This is a genomic window from Polaromonas sp. Polasp52 (assembly GCF_059491565.1).
The window spans coordinates 275301-290811 of record NZ_CP168513.1 but is presented as its reverse complement, the minus strand read 5'-3'; the positions used below and the strand labels follow the sequence as shown (position 1 = coordinate 290811).

At 64.3% G+C, this 15511-nt stretch carries 15 protein-coding genes; 14 read left to right on the top strand and 1 reads right to left on the bottom strand.

The window, feature by feature from the left end; all coding sequences use genetic code 11:
- Positions 1–48: 48 nt before the first annotated feature.
- Positions 49–894 carry a FadR/GntR family transcriptional regulator gene (locus ACEN9P_RS01435; protein ID WP_477663984.1) on the bottom strand — a complete coding sequence of 282 codons (846 nt, stop codon included), beginning with the start codon at positions 892–894 and terminating at the stop codon, positions 49–51.
- Between the two features lie 154 nt (positions 895–1048).
- Between ACEN9P_RS01435 and ACEN9P_RS01430 the strand changes: the two genes are divergently transcribed.
- The 14 genes from ACEN9P_RS01430 (at position 1049) to ACEN9P_RS01365 (ending at position 15466) form a co-directional block, all read left to right on the top strand.
- Complete coding sequence (locus tag ACEN9P_RS01430) at positions 1049–1858, top strand: NAD-dependent epimerase/dehydratase family protein (RefSeq protein ID WP_495620876.1); 810 nt, start codon at positions 1049–1051, stop codon at positions 1856–1858.
- Positions 1859–1872: 14 nt separating this feature from the next.
- On the top strand, positions 1873–2766 hold the full coding sequence (locus tag ACEN9P_RS01425) for an SMP-30/gluconolactonase/LRE family protein (RefSeq protein ID WP_477663982.1): 894 nt from the start codon (positions 1873–1875) through the stop codon (positions 2764–2766).
- A gap of 54 nt (positions 2767–2820) precedes the next feature.
- Positions 2821–3792: a TRAP transporter substrate-binding protein gene (locus ACEN9P_RS01420; RefSeq protein ID WP_477663981.1), complete on the top strand. Its 972-nt coding sequence runs from the start codon at positions 2821–2823 to the stop codon at positions 3790–3792.
- Positions 3793–3894: 102 nt separating this feature from the next.
- Positions 3895–4383, top strand: a complete 489-nt coding sequence (locus ACEN9P_RS01415) for a TRAP transporter small permease (RefSeq protein ID WP_477664013.1) — start codon at positions 3895–3897, stop codon at positions 4381–4383.
- Positions 4384–4390: 7 nt separating this feature from the next.
- The gene (locus ACEN9P_RS01410) at positions 4391–5689 is read left to right on the top strand and encodes a TRAP transporter large permease (protein WP_477663980.1); all 1299 of its coding nucleotides are present in this window, start codon (positions 4391–4393) and stop codon (positions 5687–5689) included.
- 14 nt (positions 5690–5703) lie between these two features.
- A complete protein-coding gene (gene garD, locus ACEN9P_RS01405) occupies positions 5704–7278 on the top strand; it encodes a galactarate dehydratase (protein ID WP_495620875.1) in 1575 nt (524 codons plus the stop codon).
- Positions 7279–7319: 41 nt separating this feature from the next.
- Complete coding sequence (locus tag ACEN9P_RS01400; protein ID WP_477663978.1) at positions 7320–8423, top strand: lactonase family protein; 1104 nt, start codon at positions 7320–7322, stop codon at positions 8421–8423.
- Positions 8424–8475: 52 nt separating this feature from the next.
- On the top strand, positions 8476–9468 hold the full coding sequence (locus ACEN9P_RS01395; RefSeq protein WP_495622119.1) for a Bug family tripartite tricarboxylate transporter substrate binding protein: 993 nt from the start codon (positions 8476–8478) through the stop codon (positions 9466–9468).
- 51 nt (positions 9469–9519) lie between these two features.
- Positions 9520–10302 (top strand): 2-dehydro-3-deoxyglucarate aldolase, encoded by a 783-nt coding sequence (garL, locus tag ACEN9P_RS01390; protein WP_495620874.1) that lies wholly within the window; start codon positions 9520–9522, stop codon positions 10300–10302.
- A gap of 45 nt (positions 10303–10347) precedes the next feature.
- Positions 10348–11238, top strand: coding sequence for a 2-hydroxy-3-oxopropionate reductase (gene glxR, locus ACEN9P_RS01385; protein ID WP_477663976.1), 891 nt, complete (start codon positions 10348–10350; stop codon positions 11236–11238).
- 88 nt (positions 11239–11326) lie between these two features.
- The gene (locus ACEN9P_RS01380; protein ID WP_477663975.1) at positions 11327–12304 is read left to right on the top strand and encodes a Bug family tripartite tricarboxylate transporter substrate binding protein; all 978 of its coding nucleotides are present in this window, start codon (positions 11327–11329) and stop codon (positions 12302–12304) included.
- A gap of 152 nt (positions 12305–12456) precedes the next feature.
- Complete coding sequence (locus ACEN9P_RS01375; RefSeq protein WP_477663974.1) at positions 12457–13425, top strand: TRAP transporter substrate-binding protein; 969 nt, start codon at positions 12457–12459, stop codon at positions 13423–13425.
- A gap of 20 nt (positions 13426–13445) precedes the next feature.
- Positions 13446–14519: an aldose epimerase family protein gene (locus ACEN9P_RS01370; RefSeq protein WP_495620873.1), complete on the top strand. Its 1074-nt coding sequence runs from the start codon at positions 13446–13448 to the stop codon at positions 14517–14519.
- A 47-nt stretch (positions 14520–14566) separates the two neighbouring features.
- Positions 14567–15466, top strand: a complete 900-nt coding sequence (locus ACEN9P_RS01365; protein ID WP_495620872.1) for a dienelactone hydrolase family protein — start codon at positions 14567–14569, stop codon at positions 15464–15466.
- Positions 15467–15511: the final 45 nt, after the last annotated feature.

Below are 15511 nucleotides of genomic sequence, written 5' to 3'. Positions count from 1 at the left end.
TGGGTTGATAAAGCTGATTTATCAGTTATCGTACAACTCGCTGATTTTTTATGCAACCAGGTTTGTACCCAGGGTCTGGGCGGCCGGTGTGTCCGCGGGCTCCCCGGGCGGCTGCATGGTGTGCGCGTTATTGCCCCGGCGCAGCCGCTCGCGGCTGTTGGACAGGTGGGTGCGCATGGCGGCGCGCGCCGCCTCGGCGTCCTGGTTGCGGATGGCGTTGTAAATGCTTTCGTGCTCGCTGTTGACGCGCTGCAGGTAGTTGAAGCGGCCCTCGGGCGCGCTGTGCGCCGTGTTCACGCGGGTGCGCGGGATGATCATGGTGCCCAGGTAGGTCATCAGGTCGGCGAAGTGCCGGTTGCCGGTCGAGCGGGCCACTTCCATGTGGAACTGGAAGTCGGGCGGCACCGCGTCGGAGTCCAGGCTGATGGAGTCGTGGAAGGCGCGCAGGGCGGCCTCCATGGCCTTGAGATTTTCCGGCGTCCGCCTCTGGGCGGCCAGGCCCGCGGCCTCGGTTTCCAGGCTGATGCGCAGCTCCAGCACCGAGATCACGTCGGCCACGGTGGCGAAGTCCTCGGCGGTGATCTTGAAGTTGCCGGCGTTCTGCGGCTGCAGCACAAAAGTGCCGATGCCGTGGCGGGTTTCCACCAGGCCCGAGGCCTGCAGCTTGGACAGCGACTCGCGCACCACGGTGCGGCTGACGTCGAAGCGGGCCATGATTTCGGCTTCGGTGGGGAGTTTCTCGCCGGGCTGCAGGCGGCCCTCGCGGATGCTGCTGGCCAGGCTTTCAACGATCTCGCCCACCAGCCCGCGGGGCCGGCGCACGCGCGGCAGCTCCTCGTGAAAGGCAGGCGTAAGGCCTGCTTCCGGGCGACTAGGGGTTTTCCTTGAGTCCATTAAAAAACCATTGACAAGCTAGGGGGCGAAACCGAGAATTCCGAGTCATCAGACAACCTATGACTGATGCATTTGTAGCTTGACTTTAACAAACTCCGAAAAAAAGTCCAGTGTTTGTCGGCGTTTATCGCGGCACCGGACCCGGACGTAAAAAATGACCATCAAAGTTCATGAAAAGCTGTTGCTGACCGGCGCGGCCGGCGGTTTGGGCAAGGCCCTGCGCGAGCGCCTGAAGGCCAATTGCTCGGTGCTGCGCCTGTCGGACGTCCAGCCCTTCGGCGCCGCCGCGGCCGGCGAAGAGGTCGTTCTGGCCGACCTGGCGGACTCCGCCGCGGTGCACACCATGGTCCAGGGCGTGGACGCCATCGTCCACCTGGGCGGCGTCTCGGTGGAGGGGCCTTTCGGCCCCATCCTGCAGGCCAACATCCTGGGTGCCTATAACTTATATGAGGCGGCGCGCAAGCACGGCGTCAAGCGCATTGTTTTTGCCAGCTCCAACCACGTCACCGGCTTTTACCGCCAGGACCAGACCATCAACGCCGACCACCCGCCGCGCCCCGACGGCCTGTACGGCCTGAGCAAGGCCTTCGGCGAAGACCTCTCGCGCCTGTATTTCGACCGCTACGGCATTGAAACCGCCTGCGTGCGCATTGGCTCCTCCTTCGCCGAGCCCAAGGACCGCCGCATGCTGGCCACCTGGCTGAGCTTTGAGGACCTGCACCGCCTGATCACCGCCTGCCTCACCACGCCGGTGCTGGGCCACAGCATTGTGTTCGGCATGTCCGACAACGCCGTGACCTGGTGGGACAACAGCCGCGCCCGCCACATCGGCTATGTGCCCAAGGACAGCTCCGACATCTTTCGCGAGGCCATCTACGCCCGCACACCCGCGCCCGACCTGAAGGACCCGGTGGCCCAGTACCAGGGCGGCGGCTTTGTCGTGGCCGGCCCTTTCGGCGACTAAGCGGCAGGCACGGCATGAACGAATTGCAGGCCGAACTGGTTCTGGATGCGCGCAACGGCGTGGGCGAAAGCCCGGTCTGGGACGCTGCCGAGCAGGCGCTGTATTGGGTCGATATCCCGGCGCGCCGTTTGTGCCGCTGGAACGTGGCGAACGCCGCACTGACCGAGTGGCTGGCCCCTGAAATGCCCGCCTGCATCGCCCGCCTGGGTAATACGCGGGACTGGATCGCCGGCGCCGAGAGCGGTGTCTTTCGCCTGAGCCCCGGGGCAGGCGGCCAGCTGGGTTTTCAGCGGCTTGCCGGCGTGAGCCATGCGCAGGCCGGCATGCGTTTTAACGACGGCCGCTGCGACCGGCAGGGGCGCTTCCTGGCCGGCACCATGCAGATGAACATGGCGGCCGGCGCGCGCGTCGGCAGCATCTACAGCTACCAGGGCGACAGCCTCAAGGTGCTGCTGGAGGGTTTCATCACGCCCAACGGCATGGCCTTCAGCCCCGACGGCCGCACCATGTACCTGTCCGACTCGCATCCTTCGGTGCAGTCGGTCTGGGCCTTCGACTACGACACCACAACCGGCACGCCGTCGAACCGCCGCCTTTTCATCGACATGAACCCGCTGCCCGGGCGGCCCGACGGCGCGGCCGTCGACGCCGACGGCTGCTACTGGATCTGCGGCAATGACGCCGGCCTCATTCACCGCTTCACGCCCGCCGGCAAGCTGGACCGCTCCCTGGCCGTTCCTGTGAAGAAGCCCGCCATGTGCGCCTTCGGCGGCGCCGGGCTGGATACCCTGTTCGTGACGTCGATACGCCCCGAAGGTGTCGATTTATCTGACCAGCCGCTGGCCGGTGGTGTGTTCGCGTTGCGCCCCGGCGTGCGTGGGCTGCCCGAGCCGGCGTGCCTGTATTAAAAGCACCAAAAAAGTTTCCGTTCCCGTTTCCACCACCAACCTAGAGGATGAGACATGAAGATTAAAAAAACACTGTTCGCCGTCGCTGCCGCCCTGGCGGTAATGCCGCTGGCCGGTTTTGCCACGGAATTCCGTTCGTCGGATATTCACCCCGACGGCTACCCCACGGTTGAGGCCGTCAAGTTCATGGGTGAGCGCCTGAAGGTGCTGACCAACGGCAAGCACAGCATCAAGGTGTTCAACAACAGCGCGCTCGGCAGCGAGAAAGACACGATCGAGCAGACCAAGATCGGCGCCCTGGCGATGACGCGCGTGAACATCGCGCCGATGAACAACATCTGCCCCGAAACGCAGGTCCCGACCATGCCTTTCCTGTTCCGCTCCAAGGATCACATGCGCCACGTGCTTGACGGCCCGATCGGCGAGCAGATCCTGGCTTCGTGCGCGCCCCAGGGCTTTATCGGCCTGGCGTACTACGACAGCGGCGCGCGCAACCTGTACACGGTCAAAAAGCCGGTTCGCTCGCTTGCCGATGCGAAAGGCCTGAAAGTGCGCGTCCAGCAGTCGGACCTCTGGGTCTCGCTGCTCGAAGCCATGGGCGCCAACGCGACGCCCATGCCCTTCGGCGAGGTCTACACCGCGCTGAAGACCGGCCTGGTCGACGCCGCCGAAAACAACTACCCATCGTATGAAAGCTCGCGCCACTTTGAAGTGGCCAAGTTCTACTCGATCACCGAGCATTCGATGGCGCCCGAGATGCTGCTGTTCTCCAAGCGCACCTGGGACGGCCTGAGCGCTGACGACCAGAAGGCGATTCGCCAGGCGGCCAAGGAGTCGGTGCCTTACATGCGCAAGCTGTGGGATGAGCGCGAGGAAAAATCGCTGGCTACCGTCAAAGCTGGCGGCGCAGAAATTATCCAGGTTGACAAGGTGTCTTTCCAGAACGCCATGAAGCCCGTTTATGACAAGTTCATCACCGACGCGGCGCTCAAGAGCCTCGTCAAACGCATCCAGGACACCAAGTAAGTCCTGATCCCGCGCCGGCCTGTTTGCGGCCGGCGCGTTTTACGGCATTCCTGCCGCTTGGAAAAACTTCTCTGGGGCGGCCTTCACCTCCGCACTTTATTTATGTACACAAAAATTTGTCGTGGGCTCGCCCGGACTTGCATGTGGCTGGGCATTTTCGGCCTTGTGGCGGTGATTTGCGCCGTCAGCTGGCAGGTCTTCGGCCGTTATGTCCTGAATAACACCCCCACCTGGGCGGAGAGCCTGGCCTTGCTGCTGGTGCTGTATGTCACGATGTTCGGCACGGCCGTGGGCGTTCGCGACGCCGGCCACATCGGGCTGGAATCCTTTCTGGTTCTCGCGCCGGAAAGCATTCGCCTGAAGATGGAATACCTGATCCACGCGCTGGTGTTGCTGTTCGGCGCTGCCATGGCCTACAACTGCGCCTCACTGGCCCAGTCCGTGTGGAGCTATCGTTTGCCCACCCTGTGGATTTCCGAGGGATGGCGCTATGTTCCCGCAACCATTGCGGGCGTTCTCATTGTGATGTTCTCCATCGAACACATCATCGCGCTCGCCAAGGGCCAAGAAGTCGAACCCGCCTGGGGCTAAAAAAATCATGACTATCCCATTGTTGATACTTTGTATTTCCTTCACGCTCTTTCTTTTGCTGGGCGTGCCGGTGGCGTTTTCCATCGGCCTGTCGGCGCTCGCCACACTGCTCTATGAAGGTTTGCCGCTGGCGGTCGGTTTCCAGCAGATGACCTCGGGCATGGGGATTTTTTCCTTTCTCGCGATCCCGTTTTTCATCTTCGCCGGTGAGCTGATGTTGTACGGCGGTATCGCCGACCGCATCGTGAACCTGGCCCGCAACCTGGTCGGCCATGTGCGCGGCGGCCTGGGCATGTCCAACGTGGTGGCCTGCACCTTGTTCGGCGGCGTTTCCGGCTCTCCCGTGGCGGATGTGTCGGCCATGGGCGCCGTGATGATCCCGATGATGAAGAAAGAGGGCTACCACGCCGACTACGCCGTCAACGTGACGACGCATGCCGCACTGGTGGGCGCCCTGATGCCGACCAGCCACAACCTGATCATTTATTCGCTGGCTGCCGGCGGCAAGGTTTCCATTGCCGCGCTGATCCTGGCGGCGCTGCTGCCTGCCGCCATCCTGACCGTCTGCAACCTGGCGGCTGCCTACCTGGTCGCCGTGAAACGCGGCTATCCGGCCGGCAGCTTCCCGGGGTGGGCGATCGTGGCGCGTTCGCTCGCCGCGGCGCTGCCGGGCCTGATGATTGTGGTGCTGATTCTCGGCGGCATTCTGTCGGGCATCTTCACTGCCACCGAATCGGCCGCCGTGGCGGTTCTGTATGCGCTGGCGCTGACCATCTTCGTCTACCGCACGCTCAAGTGGGAGCACTTCATCAAGGCTGCCTCCAAGGCCGTCAAGACGACCGGCGTCATCCTGCTGCTGATCGGCATTTCCAGCACCTTCGGCTACCTCATCAGCCTGTACGGTGTCGCGGAACTGACGGGGCAAATGCTGTCGCAGGTCACCACCACGCCGTGGGTGATCTTCCTGCTGATCAACATCATCCTGTTCGTGCTGGGCACCTTCCTGGACATGGCGGCCACCATCCTGCTGTGCACCCCTATCTTCCTGCCGATTGCCCAGCATTACGGCATGAGCTCGGTGCAGTTCGGCATCGTGCTGCTGATCAACTGCGCGCTGGGCCTGAACACGCCGCCCGTGGGCACCACCCAGTTCGTGGGCTGCGCTATAGGCGGGGTGTCCGTGGGCACCGTGATGCGCACCATCTGGCCTTTCTACGGCGCGCTGATTTTCGCGCTGGCACTGGTCACGTTCATTCCGGCTTTCTCCATGTGGCTGCCCAGCCTCTACATGACGGTCGGTCAATAAGGAAATCGCACGCCATGGCCGCACCCCTTCACATCCGCATGCATCCTCGCGACAACGTCGCGATCGTCGCCAACGACGGAGGACTGCCCGAGGGCAGCGTTTTTGAGGGCGGCTTGCGGCTGGTGGAGCGTGTGCCCCAGGGCCACAAGGTGGCGCTGGTGGACCTGCCCAAGGGCACGGCGGTGCTGCGCTATAACGTGCCTATTGGCTACGCGCTGAAAGACATCCCGGCAGGCAGCTGGGTGCATGAGCGGCTGCTGGAGATGCCCGACGCGCGCACGCTGGACAACCTGCCCAAGGCCACGGTGCGGCCCGAGCCGCTGCCGGCGCTGGAAGGCTATACCTTCGAAGGCTTTCGCAACCCGGACGGCTCGGTCGGCAGCCGCAACATCCTGGCCGTCACCACCACGGTGCAATGCGTGGCCGGCGTGGTGGACTTCGCCGTCCAGCGCATCAAGGCCGAGCTGCTGCCGCGTTTTCCCAATGTCGACGACGTGGTGGGGCTGGAGCACACCTACGGCTGCGGCGTGGCGATTGACGCGCCCGACGCCATCATCCCCATCCGCACCCTGCGCAACATCAGCCTGAACCCCAACTTCGGCGGCGAGGTCATGGTGGTGAGCCTGGGCTGCGAGAAGCTGCAACCCGAGCGCCTGCTGCCGCCTGGCAGCATACAGATCATCGACGAACGCAATGTGGCCGACGTGGGCACCAGCGCCGAAGCCGTGCTGGACGTGGTCTGCCTGCAGTCCGAGAACCACGTCGGTTTCATGTCCATGATCGACTCCATCATGCAGACCGCCTTGCTGCACCTGGAGCGGCTCAATGCGCGCAAGCGCGAGACGGTCCCTGCCAGCGAGCTGGTGGTGGGCGTGCAGTGCGGCGGCAGCGACGCGTTTTCCGGCGTGACGGCGAACCCGGCGGTGGGCTTTGCCACCGACCTGCTGGTGCGCGCCGGCGCGACGGTGATGTTCTCCGAAACCACCGAAGTGCGCGACGGTATAGACCAGCTGACCTCGCGCGCCAGCACACCCGAAGTGGCTGACGCCATGATTCGCGAGATGGCCTGGTATGACGCCTACCTCAAAAAAGGGCAGGTGGACCGCAGCGCCAACACCACGCCGGGCAACAAAAAAGGCGGCCTTTCCAACATTGTGGAAAAGGCCATGGGCTCCATCGTGAAATCGGGCAGCGCGCCCATCAGCGGTGTGCTCTCGCCCGGCGAGAAGGTCAAACAGAAAGGCCTGATCTACGCCGCGACGCCCGCCAGCGACTTTATTTGCGGCACGCTGCAGCTGGCCGCGGGCATCAACATCCATGTGTTCACCACCGGCCGCGGCACGCCTTACGGCCTGGCCGAAGTGCCGGTCATCAAGGTGGCCACGCGCAGCGACCTGGCGCGGCGCTGGCACGACCTGATGGACATCAACGCCGGGCGCATCGCCGACGGCGACGCCACGATTGAAGAGGTCGGCTGGGAGCTGTTCCGCTTCATGCTGGACGTGGCCAGCGGACGCAAAAAAACCTGGGCCGAGCACTGGAAGCTGCACAACGCGCTGGTGCTGTTCAACCCGGCGCCCGTCACCTGAGCCTGAACCGCATCCACAACACAAACAGAAGGAGACAGAGCATGACCATCGTTCCATCCGGCCTGCGCGCGCTGCGCCTGGCCTTGCAATTGACGGCGGCGGCCGGTTTTACGCTAGCTGCCGGCGCGGCTTCGGCCGCTACCTGGGTCTATGTGTCGAATGCCGACAGCCAGGAGATTTCGGTGCTCGAGCTGGACCGCGCCCAGGGCACGCTCAGGCCGGTGGAGACCGTGAACGTGGGCGGCACCGTGATGCCCATGGCCGTGAGCCCGGACAAGCGTTTTCTCTATGCGGCGCTGCGCTCGCAGCCTTTTCGCGCCGTGAGCTTCGCCATCGACGGCGCCAGCGGCAAGTTGCGCAAGCTGGGCGAGGCGCCCCTGGCCGACAGCATGGCCAACATCGACACCGACCTGACGGGCCGCTGGCTCTTCGCGGCGTCCTATCCCGGCCACAAGATCACCGTCAATGGCATCGACAAGGAAGGCAAGGTCGGCGCCATCCAGCAACTGATTCCCGGGATCGCGAATGCGCACGCCATTCATGCGGACTCGGCCAACCGCTTTGTGCTGGCCACGAGCCTGGGCAACGACAACGTCTCGAGCTGGCGCTTTGATGCCGCTACCGGCGTGCTCTCGCCCAACGACCCCGCGCTGACTGCCAGCGCGGCGAAATCCGGCCCGCGCCATTTTGTCTGGGACAAGGCGCAGCGTTTTGCCTACCTGCTCAATGAGCTGGACGCGCAACTTCAGGTCTTCGCCTGGGACGGCGCGCGCGGCACGCTCAAGCTGCTGCAGACCCGGACCACGCTGCCGGCCGGCTTTACCGAAAAACCCTGGGCCGCCGACCTGCACCTCACGCCAGACGGCCGCTACCTGTATGCATCGGAGCGGACCTCCAGCACGTTGTCGGCCTTTCGCGTCGACGCCGCCACCGGCCTGCTGGAGCCTCTAGGACAGACGCCCACTGAAAAGACCCCGCGCGGTTTCGCCATCGATGCGCAGGGACGCTACCTGATCGCGGCGGGCCAGGATTCGCACAGTGTGTCCGTGTACGCCATTGATGCCGCCACCGGCGCGCTGGGCGCGCCCAAGCGCCTGCCCGTCGGCAAGAACCCGAACTGGATTGAAATTGTCGAGATGCCCTGAGCGCGCGAAGCGCCGGGCAATTTTTTCTGACACATATTAAGGACTCATCATGATGCAACGCCGTACCCTGCTCAATACCGCGCTGGCCGCCATGGCCGGCGGTTTTTCAACGCTTCCCGCATTCGCGCAGGGCAACTGGCCGACCGGCAAGCCCATCACTTACCTGGTGCCATTTGCCGCGGGCGGCACCACCGACGTGCTGGGCCGGCTGATCGGGCAGAAGCTGGGCACCGCGCTTGGCACCACCATCATCGTCGACAACAAGCCCGGGGCCGGCGGCAGCGTCGGTTCGGAAGTCGGCTCGCGCGCCGCGCCGGACGGCTACACCCTGGTGGGCGGCACGGTCAGCTCGCATGCGATCAACGTGAGCCTGTATCCCAAGATCGGCTACGACCCGATCAAGTCCTTTGTGCCCGTCACGCTCATAGGCACCAACCCGCTGGTGCTGGTGGTCAACCAGGCCAGCCCCTACAAAACCCTGAAGGACGTGATTGAGGCCAGCAAGGGCAAAAGCGGCGGCCTGTCGTCGGCCTCGGCCGGCACCGGCACTTCGCAGCACCTTTCGCTGGAGCTGCTGGCCTTCCGTTCCGGCGTGAAGTTCACGCACGTGCCTTACAAGGGCAGCGGCCCGGCCATCCAGGACGTGATAGGCGGGCAGGTCGACATGATGTTCGACACCAGCGTCGTGGCGGCGCCGCATGTGCAAAGCGGCAAGCTGCGTGCGATCGCGGTGACGTCCGCCAACCGGTTGCCATCCATGCCGGACGTGCCGACGGTGGCCGAATCCGGCCTGCCGGGCCTGGCCAATTTCGAGGTGCTGTCCTGGCAGGCGATTTTTGCGCCGGCGGGAACGCCCGCTCTCATGGTTGATCGCCTGCACAAGGAAATCGGCCGCATCCTGGCGGAACCCGAGATGCAGGGAAAACTCAAGGGCTTCGGCATGGAGCCGGCCAACATGACGACGGCCCAGATCGCCGCGTTCCAGCGCGCGGAAGTGGCCAAGTGGGCGCAGGTCATCAAGGCCGCGAACATCAAGGCCGAATAAAGCCCGGCTGACCGCAAACCGAAGCAACAGACATCGTAGAAGCAAACCACCATGACACAAGCAACTCCCTACCAATCCTTTCCCAACAGCTTCAAGCGAGACCTGCTGGCCGGCAAAAAACTGATAGGCTGCTGGTCCTCGCTGGCCAACGCCATCACCACCGAGGTGCTGGGCGTGGCCGGCTTCGACTGGATTTTGCTGGACGGAGAACATTCGCCCAACGACGTGGGCACCTTCATTCCCCAGCTGATGGCGCTCAAGGACAGCCCGAGCGCGCCCTTTGTGCGCCCCACCAGCAACAACGAGGTCGAGATCAAGCGCCTGCTCGATGCCGGCTTCTACAACTTCCTGGTGCCCTTTGTCGAAAGCGCCGACGAAGCGCGGCGCGCGGTGGCTGCCACGCGCTACCCGCCGCAGGGCGTGCGCGGCGTGTCGGTCTCGCAGCGCAGCAACCGCTACGGGACCGTGCCTGACTATTTCAAAGGCATCAACGACCAGATCTGCGTGGCGGTTCAGATTGAAAGCAGCGCCGGTGTCGCGGCCGCGCGCGCGATTGCCGAAACAGAGGGTGTGGACTGCATTTTTGTCGGCCCCTCGGACCTGGCCGCCGGCCTGGGCCACCTGGGCAACGCGGGCCATGCCGATGTGCAGAAAGCCATCGCCGGCGTGTTCGCCGATGCCAAAGCCTGCGGCAAGCCCACAGGCATCCTCGCGCCGGTGGAAGCCGATGCGCGGCGCTACATGGAGATGGGTGCCACCTTTGTGGCCGTGGGCAGCGACCTGGGCGTGTTCCGCTCCGCCACGCAAGCCCTGCACGACCGTTACCGCGCCTGATGGGCGAAGTATTTTTCTGACTGAATTTTTGACTGGAGTATTTGAATGAGCAAGCTTGGATTTATCGGCCTGGGCATCATGGGCAGCCCCATGGCGGCGCACTTGATCGCGGCAGGGCATGAGGTTTTCATGAACACGCTGGGCAAGGTGCCCGCGGAACTGTTGACCGGCAAGGGCAAGGCCTGCGATTCCATCACCGACGTCGTCAAGCAGGCGGACATCATCTTCCTGATGCTGCCCGACACGCCCGACGTGGCCAAGGTGCTGTTCGGCGAAGGCGGCGTGGCCGGCGCGCTGACCAAGGGCAAGACGGTGGTGGACATGAGCTCCATCTCGCCCATGGACACCAAGGAGTTCGCCAAAAAGATCAACGCCCTGGGCTGCGACTACCTGGACGCCCCGGTGTCGGGCGGTGAAGTCGGCGCCAAGGCGGCCAGCCTCACCATCATGGTGGGCGGCCCGCAGGCGGCCTTCGATCTCGTCAAGCCGCTGTTTGAGCTGATGGGCAAGAACATCACGCTGGTGGGCGGCAACGGCGACGGCCAGACCTGCAAGGTGGCCAACCAGATCATCGTGGCGCTGAACATCGCGGCCGTGGGCGAAGCCCTGCTGTTCGCCAGCAAGGCCGGCGCCGACCCGGCCAAGGTGCGCCAGGCGCTGATGGGCGGCTTTGCCTCCTCGCGCATCCTGGAAGTGCATGGCGAGCGCATGATCAAGCGCACTTTCGCGCCGGGTTTTCGCATCGGCCTGCACCAGAAGGACCTGAACCTCGCGCTCAGCGGCGCGCGCACCCTGGGTTTGGCCTTGCCGCAAACGGCGGGCGCCGCCCAGCTGATGCAGGCCTGCGCCGCCAACGGCATGCAGGACCTGGACCATTCCGCCCTGGTGCGTGCGCTGGAATTGCTGGGCAATCACGAAGTCGCGAAATCGGCATAAAGCAAACAGGCGCGTTCGAGGAGCCCGAAAGAGGCTCCCGGCGCGGCGGAGGGCTAACCCCGTTTTTGAGAACATTCAGGAGACAGACATGACGATCAATCGACGAGAACTTATCGCGGCTTCATTGGCTATGGGCGTGGGTGCCGCAAGCGGCGCCGCAAATGCCCAGGCCGGATGGCCGTCCAAACCGATACGCCTGGTGGTGCCTTATCCGCCGGGCGGCTCTTCGGACATCATCGCGCGCGCCATATCGCAGCCGCTCGCCGAGGCGCTCAAGCAGTCGGTCATCGTGGACAACAAGGCCGGCGCCAACGGCAACCTGGGCGCAGACATCGTGGCCAAGTCCGCGCCCGACGGCTACACGCTGCTGCTGTGCGACACCGGCGCGCTGGCCATCAGCCCCTCGGTCTATCCCAAGCTGGGGTTCGACCCGTCCAAGGACTTGCGCGGCGTCACCATGCTCGCTTATTCGCCGCACTTGCTGGTGGTCCATCCCTCGGTGCCCGCGAGCAACCTCAAGGAACTCGTGGCCTTGTCGCACAAGACCGAGCTGAACTTCGCGGTGACAGCCATGGGCAGCGCGCCGCACCTGGCCGGCGTGGCGGTCGAGCGGGCCAGCAAGGCCAAGTGGCAGTACATCCCCTACAAGGGCGGCTCCCAGGCCGTCAGCGACACCATCGCGGGGCAAACGCAGATTCTGATGAACGGCATGCTGGCCACCTTGCCGCATGTGCAAAGCGGCAAGCTCAAGGTTCTGGGCGTTTCCAAGAGCACGCGCATGCCGCTGATCGGCAATGTGCCGACGCTTGCGGAGCAAGGCCTGGCCAACTTCGAATCCGGCACCTGGCAAGGCCTGCTGGTGGCCAACGGCACGCCGCCGGCCATCATCAACCGCCTGAACACCGAACTCATCAAGATCATCCGCAGCCCCGACATACGCGCCAAGCTCGCGGGGCAGGGCGCGGAAGTCGTGACCATGACGCCGGCGCAGCAGGACGGCTTCTTCAACCAGGAGCGCAGCCGCTGGGCCAAGGTCGTGACGGAAGGCAACATCAAGCTCGATTGAAAACGGCTTGCGTGAATTAGTGGTGATATCGCTCTATATCTTCTGATGAGGGCGAGTCATCCGTGCGAACATCCCCTCAGGGATTGACCACCAAAAAACACGAGACTGCCCGCCAGAGGTAGCCGTAGAGCCTTACATCCAGGAGACAAAAAATGCGTAGATCTTTCAAGGGGCTTTTATGCCTCTCTTTCGCGCTGTGCGCGAGCGCCGCGATGGCCCAGGCCAAGCTGAGGGCCTGGAACATCCACCCCGAGGGCTACCCGGTTTCCGAAGCCATGAAGAGTTTCGTGGAGCAGGTCGCCAAAAGCACCGGTGGACGCTACAACATTGAGCTTTTTAACGGCGGCACGCTCGGCGACCAGCCCAAGGCGGTGCAGATGCTCAAGAGCGGCGAGATCGACGTGGCCGAGTTCAGCTCGGGTCCCTTGTCGGACGCGGTGCCGGGCATCAAGGTGCTGAACCTGCCTTTCCTGTTCACCGATTCGGCCCATATGTTCCGCCACCTGGACGGCAAGCTGGGCGAGCGGTTTTCCGCCAACCTGAAAGCCGCCGGTTTTGTGGTGCTGGGCTGGTACGACGGCGGCGGCCGTTCGTTTTACTGCGTCAAGCCCGTCAACAACCTGCGCGACCTGGCCGGCATGAACATCCGCGTGCAGCAGTCCGAGGTCTACATCGAGATGGTCAAGCTCATGGAAGCCAAGCCGGTGGCCTTGCCCTTCAAGGACGTGCTAGGCGCGCTGGAGCAGGGCAAGGTCGATTGCGCCGAGAACAACCTGCCTTCCTATGAGTCCACGGGGCATTACAAGGTGGCCAAAAACGTCTATGTGACCAACCACGTGATCTCGCCCGAGGCGCTGGTGGTGTCCACCAAACTCTGGGATAAGCTCAGCAAGGAAGACAAGGCCGCCTTCGCCGAGGCCGGCGCCAAATCCGCGATCCTGATGCGCGAGCTGTGGAACAAGCGCGTCGCCGCTGCCCTGGAGGCCACGACCAAGCAGGGCTCGCAGTTCGTCAAGGTCAAGGACGTCTCGCCCATGGTCAGGCGCATGGGGCCGTTGTACGGCAAGTACATGGCCGACCCGACCACACGCGAAGAACTGCTGACGATTATTGCCAAGTGAGCGGCCCGGACCCTAGCCTTTTGCTCGATCCCGCGCGTTTCGCGCGCGAGATCGACGGCAAGCCCGTCAGGCTGTTCACCCTGCGCAACCAGCGCGGCATGGCGGTCTGCGTGACCAACTACGGCGCCAAGATAGAGCAGCTGCTGGTGCCGGACCGCGAAGGCCAGTGGGACGACGTGGTGCTGGGTTACGACAGCATTGAAGGTGTGGTGGGCGGCGCGCCCTCCGTGGGCGCCTTTGTCGGGCGCTATGCGGGGCGCATAGAAAACGCGCGCTTCATGCTGGGTGGCATAGAGCACCAGCTGGCGGCCAACAACGGCCCGCACTGCCTGCATGGCGGGCTGCGGGGTTCGCGCTTCCAGGTTTTCGATGCGGTGCAACATGATGCCTCCAGCGTGGAAATGCGTTATGTGTTTGCCGACGGCGAGGAGGGCTTTCCCGGGGCGCTGGCCTTGTGCCTGCTGTACCGCGTAACCGAGGCCAACGAGCTGGCGCTCGATTACGAGGCCGTGGCGCTGGATGTGTCCACCGTGGCCAACTTCACCACCCATGCTTTTTTTAACCTCGAGGGCGTGAACAGCACGCGCAGCGCCAGCCCGCTGGGGCATGAAGTCACGATTTGCGCGAGCCGCTATTTCGAGATGACGCCCGAACTGATCGCCACGGGCAAGTTGCTGCCGGTGGAAGGCACGCCGTTTGACCTGCGCCAGCCCGCGGCGCTCGATACACGCGTGGGCAAATCGCCAGCCGAGGGCGGGGTCGCCGGCTACGACGACTGCTTTGCGATAGACCGCGATGCGGCCACGGCTGGTGAACTGGCGCTCTGCGCGCGCGTGAGCGCGCCTGCCAGCGGCCGCGTGATGGAAGTCTGGTCGAGCGAGCCCACCATGCAGTTCTACACCGGCATGCTGGCCGGCGAGCCCCTGGCCGGCGGCCCGGGCAAGGGCGGCAGGCGCTACGTGCAGCAGCAAAGCCTGTGCTTTGAACCGCAGGGCTACCCGAATGCGCCCAATATCGCGGCCTTTCCTTCGGCCCTGCACCTGCCGGGGCAGGCGCGCCACGGCCGCACCCTGTACCGCTTCAGTACGGCATAAACACGTCCCGCGTGTCAGAATGTTCCGGCAACAACAAGGAGCCGGGCATGCACTGGTTGAAACAGGGATGGGTGATTGGCTTGGTGTGGGCGGCGCAGCTCGCCGCCGGGCCTGCCTGGGCGCAACAGCCGCCCGAGCGTGTGCCGCCGAAGATCGTCAAGCTGCCGCTGCTCATCGACAACAAGCAAGTGGAAGTTGTCACCCACGTCTACAAGCCCGAGGGCGAAGGCCCGTTTCCGCTGGTGATTTTTTCCCATGGGCGGGCCCCTTCGCGTGTCGACAGAGCCAGGCTGGAATACCCGGTGCTGGTGGGGCATGCGAATTACTGGCTGCTCAAGGGCGTGGCCGTGGTGGCCCCGGTGAGGCCTGGTTACGGCGACACCGGCGGGCTGGACCGCGAAGACTCCGGGGCCCGCTGGAGCGGCAAGGTCTGCAGCGGTGATCCCGACTTTGCGCGCCTGGCCAGCCAGGCCGGCAAGACGGTGGTGGCGATGCACCAGTGGGCGCTGCAGCAACCCTGGGTGCGCAAGGACAGGCTGTTGCTGGAAGGCCAGTCGGTGGGGGGCATGACCACGGTGTCGGTCGCCGCGCTCAACCTGCCGGGCGTGATAGGCGCCGTCAATTTCGCGGGCGGATCGGGCGGTAACCCTGCGGACTCGCCCACCAAAAGCTGCGCACCCGAAAACCTGCGCAAGACTTATGGTGAATTCGGCAAGCTGGTCAAGGTGCCCAGCCTGTGGCTGTATGCCGAGAACGACCAGTACTGGGGGGCCGAAGCACCCCGCGAGTGGCATGAGGCCTTCAAGGCGGGCGGCAGCGACACGCAGTTCATCCAGACCGGGCCGCTGGCCGGGCACGACGGGCATTCGCTGCTGACCTACGGCGGCAAGATGTGGTTGGTGCCGCTGGACGCCTTTGTGCGCAAAGTGGGGCTGACGGCGCCTTGAGTTTCGCCCAGGCGTAAAAAAGCCCGGCGGGGCCGGGCTTTCGGG

Coding starts and splice junctions, on each gene's coding strand:
- ACEN9P_RS01415 (WP_477664013.1), top strand. CDS start 3,895: ATGTACACAAAAATTTGTCGTGGGCTCGCCCGGACTTGCATGTGGCTG.
- ACEN9P_RS01365 (WP_495620872.1), top strand. CDS start 14,567: ATGCACTGGTTGAAACAGGGATGGGTGATTGGCTTGGTGTGGGCGGCG.
- ACEN9P_RS01435 (WP_477663984.1), bottom strand. CDS start 894: ATGGACTCAAGGAAAACCCCTAGTCGCCCGGAAGCAGGCCTTACGCCT.
- garD (WP_495620875.1), top strand. CDS start 5,704: ATGGCCGCACCCCTTCACATCCGCATGCATCCTCGCGACAACGTCGCG.
- ACEN9P_RS01430 (WP_495620876.1), top strand. CDS start 1,049: ATGACCATCAAAGTTCATGAAAAGCTGTTGCTGACCGGCGCGGCCGGC.
- ACEN9P_RS01375 (WP_477663974.1), top strand. CDS start 12,457: ATGCGTAGATCTTTCAAGGGGCTTTTATGCCTCTCTTTCGCGCTGTGC.
- ACEN9P_RS01400 (WP_477663978.1), top strand. CDS start 7,320: ATGACCATCGTTCCATCCGGCCTGCGCGCGCTGCGCCTGGCCTTGCAA.
- ACEN9P_RS01410 (WP_477663980.1), top strand. CDS start 4,391: ATGACTATCCCATTGTTGATACTTTGTATTTCCTTCACGCTCTTTCTT.
- glxR (WP_477663976.1), top strand. CDS start 10,348: ATGAGCAAGCTTGGATTTATCGGCCTGGGCATCATGGGCAGCCCCATG.
- ACEN9P_RS01420 (WP_477663981.1), top strand. CDS start 2,821: ATGAAGATTAAAAAAACACTGTTCGCCGTCGCTGCCGCCCTGGCGGTA.
- ACEN9P_RS01380 (WP_477663975.1), top strand. CDS start 11,327: ATGACGATCAATCGACGAGAACTTATCGCGGCTTCATTGGCTATGGGC.
- garL (WP_495620874.1), top strand. CDS start 9,520: ATGACACAAGCAACTCCCTACCAATCCTTTCCCAACAGCTTCAAGCGA.
- ACEN9P_RS01425 (WP_477663982.1), top strand. CDS start 1,873: ATGAACGAATTGCAGGCCGAACTGGTTCTGGATGCGCGCAACGGCGTG.
- ACEN9P_RS01395 (WP_495622119.1), top strand. CDS start 8,476: ATGCAACGCCGTACCCTGCTCAATACCGCGCTGGCCGCCATGGCCGGC.